Consider the following 11,850-nt stretch of genomic DNA (forward strand, 5'->3'; position numbering starts at 1 on the left):
GTGTTAATAAATCGAGTAGGAGCATAGTTATCATATCCCTTACCCCTGCAATATTCTTTTAACTGGCTTAATGAATTTATTCCTATTTTCTGATAAATGATATGTAGCCTGCTTTGTACCGTTCTATAGGTAATATCTAATTTTCTCGCTATGTCTTTAGCGCTTAGCGATTGTAATGCAAAAAATACTATATCGAACTCTCTATCAGTAAATAAATCAGTTGGTTTGCCAAAAGTTAATGAGTCAGGCTGAATGTTGTTTTCAAAATGATACATGGAATAAATTTCAAGTTTTGTACCGTGACCAACAACCCCAATGCATTTCCCATCCTTCATTAGGGGGGTAACATTGAGCATAAATGGTTGGATCATTTTTTGTTTCCCACCATAAGTCAAGGTGTTTAATACTGGAATGTTTTTTTGACTCGTCATTACAACATCACAACTAGCTTGTATAATATTTTCAAACTCAGACCACGGTGCTGGACACTCACCATCAAGCCTCCCTTCTATATTAAAACCTTTAGGAAGACCGCTGTAATAAATCATTGCATCGTTGGCATAGATGAATCGATGTTCGTTGTCTTTTATAGCCCAAATATCATTGCTGTTTTCCATATATGATATAAAGGCGTCAAAGCTTTTTGAATGAACATCCAGATCCTTGTTTACAGAGAAACTCATCGTGTTATCTTTCATAATTTCACCTATATGATTAAATTGCAAAAACTCCCATGTAAAATTATCACTTTTACAACACAATGGATAATTATATTTATGAGTTTTTGGGCACCTATTTGGTGCGGATGATTTTACAGAGGAGCAGTTTCCTGTAATCACCTTCAATATGCTAATATTCTATATTGTGTAAAATTTTTATTATTAATCATTTTTTTAATAAATAATTGCAAAATGAAATATGCTGGATGGAATGTGAGAGAAACCAAGGTGTAAGGCTCTGCCAGGCAGAACCCTAATTGCGTAATGACGATAACGGTGCGGTTCATTGTTATACTAGAGGTATATAGGGATTAGGGTTAATACATCGGGTAGGAGCATAGTTATCATACCCTTTACCTCTGCAATATTCTTTTAACTGGCTTAATGAATTTATCCCTATTTTTTGATAAATAAATTGTAACCTACTTTGTACCGTTCTATACGTGATACCTAATTTTTTAGCGATATCTTTAGCGCTTAGTGATTGCAACGCAAAAAATACTATATCGAACTCTCTATCTGTAAAAATCTCAGTTGGATTGCCAAATGATAATGATTCAGGAGGTTTATTAATTTCCATATGATACATTGAAAAAATTTCTAGCTTTCTAGCTCTGCCTACTACGCCAATCGATTCTCCATCTTTTATCAAAGGCGTGACATCCGCCATAAATGGTTGAATAATTTTATCCCTGCCACCATACATAAATGTAATCAAAGTAGGAATGACTTTTTTTTCATCCATCACTCTACGGTCATTAGATTGAATGATATCAGCAACCTCAGACCAATAAACCGGACACTCACTATCCAGTTTACCTTCAACATTAAACCCTTTGGGTAGTCCGCTATGATGAAGTCCATAATCATTCATATAGATAAATCTCGACTCTTTATCTTTTATATACCAGAACTCATTACAGTTCTCCATGTATGAAATAAAGGCGTCGAAGCTTTTTGAATGAACATCCAGATCTTTGTTTACAGAGAAACTCATAGTCTTATCTTTCATAATCTTATCCATCATAATTAGGCAGTAAAACTGTAATAACTTCCATATGGGGTAGCTCACAAAACTGCCTTTTTTGCTGTTAAGAGGGTTTTGGAGGAGAATATGGCTTTTTAGGAAGAACCCTAATGACATAGTAACGACGGTGATGCTACGCATTGTTATGCCAGAGGTATATAGGGATTGGGGTTAATACATCGAGTAGGAGCATAGTTATCATACCCTTTACCTCTACAATATTCTTTTAACTGGTTTAATGAATTTATCCCTATTTTCTGGTAAATGATATGTAGCCTGCTTTGTACCGTTCTATATGTGATACCTAATTTTCTTGCTATATCTTTAGCACTTAGTGACTGCAAAGCAAAAAATACTATATCGAACTCTTTATCAGTAAATAAATCAGTTGGTGTTCCAAAAGTTAATGCGTCGGGATGCCTGTTGTTTTCAAAATGATACATGGAATAAATTTCAAGTTTTTTACCGTGACCAACAACTCCAATGCATTTCCCATCCTTCATTAGGGGGGCAACATTGAGCATAAATGGTTGGATTATTTTTTCTCTTCCGCCATAAGTGAAAGTGTTTAGTACTGGAATGGTTTTTTGACTGGTCATTACGTTTTTATCATTAGCTTGTATAACATCCTCAAACTCAGACCACGGTGCTGGACATTCACTATCAAGCTTGCCTTCTATGTTAAAACCCTTAGGGAGGCCGCTGTAATAAAGCATAATATCATTAGCGTAAACGAATCGAGATTCGCTGTCTTTTATGATCCAAAAATCGTTGCTGTTTTCCATATATGAAATGAAAGCGTCAAAGCTTTTTGAATGAACATCCAGATCTTTGTTTACAGAGAAACTCATAGTTTTATCATTCATAATTTCACCTATCATAATTAAACAGTAAAACAGTAAAACAGTAAAACAGTAAAACAGTAAAACAGTAAAACAGTAAAACAGTAAAAAACTCCATGTAAGGTTATCACTTTTACGATGCAATGAGTAATTATGTTTAGGGGATTCAAAAGGAGAACCTCTTTGGTGCTAATTATGTTTTTAATGAAGAATTACAATGTGAAATCCTTTGGATGAAATGAGAAAAAAGTTAGCTGTTCATGTAATCGGTTTTATGAATTGTCAAAATGATCATTTTGCATTGATTTTCGATCTTGATTATAACTGAGCTATAAAATAATTTTATAGCTCGTGGCCCTATTCACTCAGGTTAAATCATATGGATTATCGCTTTTCGTGCTATTTAAAAGCAAAGGATTATAGAAATTTTCACTTATTCAAGTAAGAGTAATTATGTTTTATCTGAAAGTGATTAAATAGGATTAAGAAAAGCTGTTTTTTATCTATCAGAATGGTTTTAAAATCTGGGAAAAAGACAAGCGTATTGTGAAAAAACAGGTAAAAACTTTAATCATTAAAGATAAAAAAGGTGATTAAGGATTTTTCAAAGTAGGTGAAAATTCGATGCTATACAGACATTGGAAGAGAAAACAGGTTTTAATTTGATTAATAAAGTGACCAAATAGACTGCATTAATCCAATACCAGGAGTATAAGGTTATATTAAAACATTTAACAGGATTAAACCGATTAAGAAAATTTTCTCAAATAAGAGATTTTGTATGGTTGCAAGAGGTTTACCGGAAATCAGGAACAATCATTAAAGAAAGCTGATAAGCTTTTAAGTTAACCGGGATTAGCTGTGAAAAAAGGAATAAAAAATTTATTTAATCACATTAAAAATGATTAAAGGAATGAGGATTGTCTTAATATCATTAGCATACCTGTTACCCTCTCTGGTTTTAAATCTAAAAAATAAAATATAGCAGAAGGAAAAACTAGGTGTCAGTTTAATGAAAACGGTTAAGTTAAATAGGGTTCAGGAAACGAAAAAAAACCATTAAGTTTAAAAAAACGGTTAAAATTTTTTACGATTAAAATCATAAGTTTAAATAGTGGCTTTTAATAACAGTTTAAAACCTACCATCAAAAAGCTATCGGTGAAAAATGAAAAAATGGTCTTATTGATGTTTAAATACCCGTCGAACCTATAACCTTGCCGGTAAATTCATTCGCCAGATTTTTAATCATCGTTGATGCTAAAACACTCTCTCGTTTTTTAAATGGGTTTATTAGCAATTTTAGGAGAAGTAAAACTCACCTGCTTTTGTGCCAAAAAACGGCATAAAACATAACGGTTTCCTATACCTATAAAGGTGTAATAATGTGATATAACAACGAAAATTTGTATAAAATACCGTCTTTTATGATTTAATTGGTTGGTTCTTGCGCTTTAGATCCCAAAATTCAAAGAACTGCATTTGCTTCTTACTGAAGACTCCTTATATTCACACGCCTTGTATTTTTTTAACAATTGTAGCAATGGTGGATCAGATATCACCGGCGCTAATGGAGTCACCAATGGATGCTTCTGAATCTTTAACACCAGCCATGAAGCTAAATTTTTCTAATAAAAAAGGCTTAATTATTCTGGCTGCTGATGTTGTATTACTATTTATTCTACTTAATACATTGCCGTTTAGTGAAAAAGCTAATGCGGGTTTAGCACTAATGGTATTTGTTGGCGTACTGTGGCTTACCGAAGCTATTCACGTCACTATTACTGCATTATGTATTCCCATTCTGGCAGTTGGTATGGGATTGATGAATACGGGAGATGCGCTGAAATCTTTTGCTAATCCCATCATCTTCCTGTTTTTTGGTGGTTTTGCTCTGGCAACCGCGCTTCACATCCAAGGACTGGACAGACTGATTGCGAACCGTCTGCTGATGATTGCCCGCGGACGTTTGTCTGTAGCGGTGATGTTGTTGTTTGGTGTGACGGCTGGCCTTTCCATGTGGATCAGTAACACCGCGACTGCTGCGATGATGCTGCCATTAGTATTGGGTATTTTGTCCAATCTGGATGCGCGTTCTGAGCGCCATACATTTGTATTTGTGCTGTTGGGGGTGGCTTATAGCGCAAGTATTGGTGGTTTAGGTACGTTGGTTGGTAGCCCGCCAAACGCGATTGCAGCGGCTCAACTGGGCATCGATTTCTTCAATTGGATGAAATTTGGGGTTCCGTTGGTGGTTATTCTGATGCCAATGATGGTTGGTGTTATGTATTTGATGCTGCGCCCGAATTTGAATCATAAATTCGATATGAAGCTGGAAAAACTGGATTGGACTGGTAAGCGTCTAATGACCATGCTGATCTTTCTATTAACCGTATTTTGTTGGATCTTTAGTACGGTTATCAGTTCTGCCTTAGGGGGCGTGAAAGATCTGGATACCATTATTGCTGTCAGTGCTGCCGTTCTGATTGGTATAACGGGGGTGGCGAGTTGGTCCCAGATTCAAAATAACACCGAGTGGGGTGTGTTGATGCTGTTTGGCGGCGGTCTGACTTTAAGCGCTATTTTGAAAAACTCAGGTGCTAGTGAAATCATGGCGAATGGTATGGCTGCTACTTTTGGCGCAAGCCACTGGTTTGTGATTATTATTGCGGTAGCTGCATTTATTATCTTCCTGACTGAATTTACCAGTAATACAGCTAGCGCAGCTTTGCTAGTACCGATATTCGCAACCGTCGCGGAAGCGTTGGGTATGCCGATAATGACGCTGACACTCATTATCGGATTCGGGGCGTCTTGTGCCTTTATGTTGCCGGTTGCCACACCACCTAACGCGATTGTTTTCAGCTCCGGTCATATTAAACAGACTGAAATGGTCAGAGTGGGCATGGTGCTGAATATTGCCTGCATCGTTATTATCTCTCTGTTTGCTTGGTTATTCTGGTTATAACTGAAAATTTACTCATGTCCCTCTGGACACAATAACTATTCAATATCCCCATCAAATATAGGTGGGGAAATAAAGCTAGAGGGCGAAGATTCATAGAGAAGGATTTGCCGAACGCGTCAGCCAGAAATCCAATATTGCCAATGTCAGACCGATAACCAATCCGACGGATAGCACGGCCATTGCTGTGCTTGAACCTCCTGCGATTAACCCAATAGTAGCTAATGGCACTAAGCACAAAATTCCCAGATTATTGAATGTTTCTGCAAAGGCCAGAACCATACCTTTGTTAGGGCCTGCTCGTGTTGCCAAAACGACGGTACTTGCAGGCGCTCCAACGCCCAGTGCGGCACCCCAGAATATCAAACATCCTAGAGAACCGAAGAGCGTAAGCGGAACCAGCATAAAAATAGAGATCACTCCAGTCAGTAGCAAACTGACGAAGACCAAAGTCACTTCTTCCCGACTGCAAAGTTTGCGGAGCCAACCGGCGGACAGATTACCTAATCCCAAGCCAACACCAAAGGCAGCGATAGTCAAACCGATTTCAGTAGGGCCAAAGCCGTACCGTTGACGTAAGACTTCTCCAGACAAAAGAAAAGCAGAGACGCCGGCGCCATTCCAGGCCCCTTTTGCAATGAGCGACCTGACAACCGACCATTGCCGAAACCAGACTAAGCGCTGGTTTGTTGGCTTTAGGGGCACGGTTTTTGATGGAAGGCAGTAGATCCCGATGATGAATGTAACGACACAGCCGAATGAGGTGAATAAAAATGGCGCCTGCCAATTTATTAAATCTGTCAGTATCCCGGCTAAAGCTGGACCGAATGCAATGCCAAAAGTCATACCGAGCATAACGACGCCCATTGCTCCGGCTTGGCGATTATAAGGAATGATATCGGCGATCAAGGCAAATACGGTGGGGATGATTACCGCTGATGCTATACCGCCAAAAATTCGCAGCGTGATTGCGATATTAAGAGTGGGAGCAAGAATGATAGCCAGACCATCTGCGGCGAAAAACAGCAGAGAAATCAGAAGTAATCTGCTTCTGTTAATACGATCTGCAAAATACCCAAATATAGGTGCTGCCAGAGCGTAGGAAAATGCATAGCTAGATACCAGCCAGGATGCTCCGACCGCCGTTGTCCCGAAGGCGACTGCAAGAGGGGTAAGCATGGATGACAACATGAATTCGGTTGCGCCAACGAAGAATACAGTGACTGAAAGGATAAATAAAAACGTGTATTTTGTACTCTGTTCCAAAGTGGATGAATATTGTGCTTTTTTGTTCATAAGATCGATTTAACTCCATATGTAGATAAATGTTCGTATATTTCTTGTGGTAAAGCGTGATGAGTCATGGTGTAGAAAAGCTGTTGTGAAATACATATAAGGGGGGCAGCCCGATTAGGCTGATGTGAAAGTGTTAGGAATTGCAAAGGAGGGGAGGAAGCTCCATTAGTAATATACCCGATAAAGAAAGTGCGCAAGGAATTAATTTATCGGATTAGATATGTTGGATACCGGATATAAGAACGGCGATTATCCCTTGTATACATTTTTCAGCTACAGGAAACTTGGTAAAAATCTTCCCCGTATTCGGGGGAGATGCATTTGGTTAAGCTTGTATTTTGCAAGAATGGATATACAATAAAAATGTATATCTAAAGAGGTAATATCATGCAAGTAGCAAAATGGGGTAACAGCCTTGCCATACGTTTGCCGGCTAGTTTAGTTGAAATTCTGGAATTGCGTGAAGGTGATGATATTGAGATTGTAGTGGATGATCCGCGTACCTTCGCGGTACGCAAGAAGCCTGGATCTGAGGTGTTGTTGGAGCGTCTTCGGACATTCCGCGGTAAGTTGCCGGCAGATTTCAAGTTCAGTAGAGATGAAGCGAATGACAGGGGCTAAGTCTTGCGGTTTCATCGACAGCAATGTGGTGCTGTACCTGCTGTCCCAAGACGTGGCCAAGGCCGATAGTGCCGAAGCGCTGCTGAAGGCGAATCCGGTCATTAGTGTACAGGTGCTCAACGAAGTGGCGCACGTGTGTGTGCGTAAACTTAAGATGAGTTGGGAAGAGATAGCGGAGTTCCTCGATATTGTACGTAGTTTTTGCAAAATCGTGCCTCTTACGGTTGAAGTTCATGACCGAGCTAGGTTTATTGCAGAGCGTTATCACTTGTCATTCTACGATTCTTGTATTGTGGCGGCTGCGGTCATCGCAGGTTGTCGGGCGCTCTATAGTGAAGACATGAATCACGGGCAGATGTTGGAAGACAGCTTGGTTATTAAAAATCCATTCTCATATGTCTGACGATTTGGTGAGCTCGAGAGGGATCGAGGTTCACATACCGATTTAACCTGACAGGCACCGGTATAAAGGTATCTGTCAGTTCAAATCTGCGTTATAACCCCGATTTATTGTGCAGAAAATATCTATAAAGCGTCATTATCATCATCGTATGTTCGACTCGCTTCCTGGATAGTAAATTCTTTAACGGATTGAACTTTGATGGGGCCGTTGGGGCCATATTTGTAGACATTACCAGCCAGATTGCTAACTAAAAACATGACATATGACATTCTATCGCGCTGCCCATTTCTTTCTGTGCGAGCAACGCCATGTATATTGGCCCGAACATTCGGGGTTAAATTCTCTGTCAGCACTTCGATCGAACTACCAAAGTTAATGATTAGGTGTCCTGGAACAGGATTAATAGCTAAAAGTTCATCATTTATATAGGCAAGAAGGCCACGTTCAGTTGATCTTAGAACTGTCACCCATCCTGAATCCCGGTGAAATTTAGAGCCTCGGGTGGCTTTCTCTGATCGGAAGTGGTTAAACGATAACATCTGGTTTCCTAACCCTTCTGAAATACCATTGGTAATGAGTTCCCAGTCACGACGAGGAATGCCAACATAAGTTAACACGGAGCGTAGTACACATATACCGATGTGTGCCATATGGCGACCTAGTGTTGCAACCTCTGATGGCATGAGGCGCCAATGTTCCCGTTCGAGGCGAAAATGTTCCCATTGATCATGTTCTCTGTCGAAATAACCTTCGTAGCTATTGGAAAAAGTAGTATATGATTTGAATCCCGTATAGGGGCGAAGGTCACCTTCTGTGGCGGGTTCAAAGAAATGGTATGCAAATCGATCGCCGTGTTCAAAATCCATGTATGATGGTGCTTTCAGGAGGAAGAAACCCTCTCTGAGAGCCTGATCAAAGCCGTCGTTGTCAGTAAAAACAAGATTGTCTCCCTCTAAATAGGAGCGTGCCATATCTGCTGATTTATATGTTTTTGAGGCTTCGCTTTCCGATGGCATTGGTGGTAGTTTGACTGGAGTTCGCATTGTTGATGATGTTGTCATAGTGATAGTCCTTAGATGTGGTAAAAGAACTTTTGTTTATTCTTTTTTATCTCGGAAATGTATGTTGCCAATATTACATGTGGTGCTTATTCTTATATTGTTCTCTTATAGTGTATTAATTTTTTTCCGTTATATTAATGCTTGGATAATTATATTAACAAGTTTATTTGTTAAAACGCCAAGTAACTATTCAGCAAAGTAATTAATATTGATCACTAACTATCCTAGCTGACTTTTTGAATATTACAAGAATTTGATGGTTTATATATGAAAAATAATAGAAATATAAATGGCGACAGTAGAGTTATATTTTTTTAATTTGTTGTTAATATGAATGTTTTATAAATTACTTGGTGATGTTTTATTTTTTTATTTATTGTTAAATGTGATAGTTTAGCAATGATATTTTTATGATTTCCATTAAGTTTAGTAATTAATGTTTTATCTTGATTATATTGTTATGTTATTTAAATGCGATTTCTTAAATAGCATATTTAACACGTTAATATGTTGATAATTAGTCTGATTTTAATGATTGAGTGTTGTAGTTATCAATTGATTATATAATTTCCTTGCATTGTTTATCAATTCGTTTGATTTCAAAAGGAATAAGCCAAAGTTTATTCCACTAAATATGAAGAAATGGCCCTAAGAGAGGGCCATCTATTATCTTCCTTCAACAATAAAATACCTACTGGAAAAGATTTTAAGCTTCATCAGAGAATTCATCGACATAGAGCGTTAACTCAATTCCTGGTTTGATATCTGTTGTTTTTATGCCATCGTTCCAGTTCATTAAATCCTTAATGTTAATACCGTGACGTTTAGCAATACTGGCAATTGAGTCGCCTTGGCGTACACGGTAAATAATGGCGTTGTCATTATTTACCCTTAATACTTGCCCAATTTTTAACAATCTGGCGGTTCTCAGATTATTCATGCGTTGTAATTCACGGGTGGAAACGTTAAACCGCTTTGCAATAGCGGATAATGTATCACCTGAGCGAACTTTATATTGGCTTTGTTTACTCAATCGGCGGTTGTTGTTAGCAACTTCCTGACGAATATTGCTTAAAACGGTTTTATTTGCCAGCGAGTGTTTAAATTGATCAACTTTTGCTTTTGGCAGCATGATGTAATGTGGACCGTTAGGCGATGTTACTCCTCGCTTATATCCGGGGTTATAGGCTTTAATCGATGTCAGGGACATGCCAGCCAGTTCTGCGGCTTGAGACAGCGTGATTTGTTGGCCAACATCAACTTGAGCAAGCGCCCGTTGATTATTGGATTTTGGCAGCGTAATGCCATATTTATCGCTGTTGCGGATGACATCACTGAGTGCCAGAACTTTAGGCACATAGAGCGTAGTCTCCCGTGGTAGTGATAATGACCAGAAATCCGTTGGTCTACCTTTTATCTGGTTTTCTTTTATTGCGCGCATAACACGGCCTTCGCCGCTGTTATAAGCAGCAATAGTCAATAACCAGTCACCATTGAACATTTTATTCAGGCGTTGTAACAGATTCAGGGCGGCAGTTGTTGATGCGGCGACGTCCCGGCGTGCGTCGTACCATTTATCCTGAGTAAGACCGTAATTGCGGCCCGTATCCGGGACAATCTGCCACAGACCCGCGGCCTTGGCGCGTGAGGTAGCATGCGGGTTAAAAGCACTCTCCACTATGGGTACCAGTACCAGTTCCATTGGCATATCGCGTTGCTTGATCTGCCTGACTATCCAGTACATATACGGTTCAGCCCGTAAAGTTACATCGTGGAGATAGCTCTTGTTTTTCAGGTAATAATTTCGTTGTTCACGAACCCTGTAATTATCAGGGATTTTCATCTTCAACTCATCTCGGATGTATCCCCACAGCTCACGCTGAGCGCCAGAACCATCCTCTCCCCAGTAGGCAGCAAGCTGATCGGTATCATTAGTTGCTGCTATCTTGCCTGTCTTTAGACTCGTTGAAGACGAATTCTGTGCCCGTTGTCCGGCTGTCGTCGACCAATCTGGTCCAGATTGACAGCCAACCAGCAAGACAGATGCGAACAGAATCGCTTTTGTCTTCATAATTAATTTTTATGGTTGCTTAAAAGACGACCAATAATACTTATCTTGGCTCGATATAGCAACTCTCTCAATCAGAATTGATCTTTTCGTCTTCTTAGTTGACAGAAAACGGCGGAAAGCGGTTGAGAGTTGGGGACAATTCCAATATTTCTTTGTAAATCAAAATCATCACATTTTAAGAAAATATTAATTTTTTTCTCGGTTTGTAATGTGGTTGGTACTGTTGGTTGATTGCTTTCCCTCATTTGGGTTACTTTTTGCTGATATTCGCTGATAGTCTGATTGGGTAAAACAGCATGAGCAAATTTCATATTAGAAACGGTATATTCATGGGCGCAACAGATCAGTGTGTCATCGGGCAGTTCAGCTATTTTACTTAGAGATGCATACATCTGTTCAGCGGTTCCTTCAAAGAGGCGTCCGCAACCGCCAGAGAACAAAGTATCCCCACAAAAGAGGTAAGGCGCTTGATAAAAAGCGATATGCCCCAGAGTATGGCCGGGAACGTCGATGATCTGGAAAGAAAAATGACCGAAATGGATGCTATCACCGCCACAGACTATCATCGTCGCACCTTTGCTCTCGGTTTCTTTTGGGCCGTATACTGGTAGCTCAGGGAATCGATCAATAATTCCAGGAACGCCGCCAACATGATCGTGATGATGATGGGTAAGTAAAATTGCATCGGGTATCCAGCCGCGGGATTTTAAGGTATCAAGGACAGGCTGTGATTCTGTCGGATCAACGATGACAACATGTCTGTTTTCATCACAAAGTAACCAAATGTAATTATCCGAAAGGACCGGAATGCTGATAAGCTCCATTGTATACCTCTTATTAACAGCGG

General features: G+C 39.4%; 10 protein-coding genes. 3 read left to right on the forward strand and 7 right to left on the reverse strand.

The features are described 5' to 3' along the window. The 3 genes from C6H66_RS20945 to C6H66_RS20955 form a co-directional block, all read right to left on the reverse strand. The coding region (locus C6H66_RS20945) for a helix-turn-helix transcriptional regulator (protein ID WP_105396612.1) at positions 1-698 on the reverse strand (698 nt) is incomplete at its 3' end. 310 nt (positions 699-1,008) lie between these two features. Next, a complete protein-coding gene (locus C6H66_RS20950) occupies positions 1,009-1,731 on the reverse strand; it encodes a helix-turn-helix transcriptional regulator (RefSeq protein WP_105396629.1) in 723 nt (240 codons plus the stop codon). A gap of 158 nt (positions 1,732-1,889) precedes the next feature. Then, positions 1,890-2,612: a helix-turn-helix transcriptional regulator gene (locus C6H66_RS20955; protein WP_105396613.1), complete on the reverse strand. Its 723-nt coding sequence runs from the start codon at positions 2,610-2,612 to the stop codon at positions 1,890-1,892. Between the two features lie 1,556 nt (positions 2,613-4,168). Between C6H66_RS20955 and C6H66_RS20960 the strand changes: the two genes are divergently transcribed. Next, the gene (locus C6H66_RS20960) at positions 4,169-5,554 is read left to right on the forward strand and encodes a DASS family sodium-coupled anion symporter (RefSeq protein WP_040153441.1); all 1,386 of its coding nucleotides are present in this window, start codon (positions 4,169-4,171) and stop codon (positions 5,552-5,554) included. 90 nt (positions 5,555-5,644) lie between these two features. Here C6H66_RS20960 and C6H66_RS20965 read toward each other — a convergent pair whose 3' ends face one another. Beyond that, positions 5,645-6,847 (reverse strand): MFS transporter, encoded by a 1,203-nt coding sequence (locus tag C6H66_RS20965; protein WP_105396614.1) that lies wholly within the window; start codon positions 6,845-6,847, stop codon positions 5,645-5,647. Between the two features lie 387 nt (positions 6,848-7,234). On the opposite strand from C6H66_RS20965, the gene C6H66_RS20970 reads away from it, so the two are divergent. Continuing rightward, positions 7,235-7,468 (forward strand): AbrB/MazE/SpoVT family DNA-binding domain-containing protein, encoded by a 234-nt coding sequence (locus C6H66_RS20970; protein ID WP_036808122.1) that lies wholly within the window; start codon positions 7,235-7,237, stop codon positions 7,466-7,468. Next, positions 7,455-7,871, forward strand: a complete 417-nt coding sequence (locus tag C6H66_RS20975; RefSeq protein WP_040153440.1) for a PIN domain-containing protein — start codon at positions 7,455-7,457, stop codon at positions 7,869-7,871. The genes C6H66_RS20970 and C6H66_RS20975 overlap by 14 nt, the downstream gene beginning before the upstream one ends. A gap of 122 nt (positions 7,872-7,993) precedes the next feature. Here C6H66_RS20975 and C6H66_RS20980 read toward each other — a convergent pair whose 3' ends face one another. The 3 genes from C6H66_RS20980 to gloB all read right to left on the reverse strand — a co-directional run bounded on the left by C6H66_RS20980 (position 7,994) and on the right by gloB (position 11,827). After that, complete coding sequence (locus C6H66_RS20980; protein WP_105396615.1) at positions 7,994-8,932, reverse strand: 2OG-Fe(II) oxygenase family protein; 939 nt, start codon at positions 8,930-8,932, stop codon at positions 7,994-7,996. A gap of 706 nt (positions 8,933-9,638) precedes the next feature. After that, entirely contained in the window at positions 9,639-11,003 is a 1,365-nt protein-coding gene (gene mltD / locus C6H66_RS20985) for a murein transglycosylase D (protein WP_040153437.1), read from the reverse strand. 71 nt (positions 11,004-11,074) lie between these two features. Next, entirely contained in the window at positions 11,075-11,827 is a 753-nt protein-coding gene (gloB, locus tag C6H66_RS20990; protein WP_105396616.1) for a hydroxyacylglutathione hydrolase, read from the reverse strand. Between the last annotated feature and the right edge of the window lie 23 nt (positions 11,828-11,850).

The sequence above is a fragment of the Photorhabdus hindustanensis genome (assembly GCF_002968995.1).
GTDB lineage: Bacteria > Pseudomonadota > Gammaproteobacteria > Enterobacterales > Enterobacteriaceae > Photorhabdus > Photorhabdus akhurstii.

Bases quoted from the DNA above. Each gene is read 5' to 3' on its own strand.
- C6H66_RS20950 (WP_105396629.1), bottom strand. From the start codon at position 1,731: ATGAAAGATAAGACTATGAGTTTCTCTGTAAACAAAGATCTGGATGTT.
- C6H66_RS20955 (WP_105396613.1), bottom strand. From the start codon at position 2,612: ATGAATGATAAAACTATGAGTTTCTCTGTAAACAAAGATCTGGATGTT.
- C6H66_RS20960 (WP_040153441.1), top strand. From the start codon at position 4,169: ATGGATGCTTCTGAATCTTTAACACCAGCCATGAAGCTAAATTTTTCT.
- C6H66_RS20965 (WP_105396614.1), bottom strand. From the start codon at position 6,847: ATGAACAAAAAAGCACAATATTCATCCACTTTGGAACAGAGTACAAAA.
- C6H66_RS20970 (WP_036808122.1), top strand. From the start codon at position 7,235: ATGCAAGTAGCAAAATGGGGTAACAGCCTTGCCATACGTTTGCCGGCT.
- C6H66_RS20975 (WP_040153440.1), top strand. From the start codon at position 7,455: ATGACAGGGGCTAAGTCTTGCGGTTTCATCGACAGCAATGTGGTGCTG.
- C6H66_RS20980 (WP_105396615.1), bottom strand. From the start codon at position 8,932: ATGACAACATCATCAACAATGCGAACTCCAGTCAAACTACCACCAATG.
- mltD (WP_040153437.1), bottom strand. From the start codon at position 11,003: ATGAAGACAAAAGCGATTCTGTTCGCATCTGTCTTGCTGGTTGGCTGT.
- gloB (WP_105396616.1), bottom strand. From the start codon at position 11,827: ATGGAGCTTATCAGCATTCCGGTCCTTTCGGATAATTACATTTGGTTA.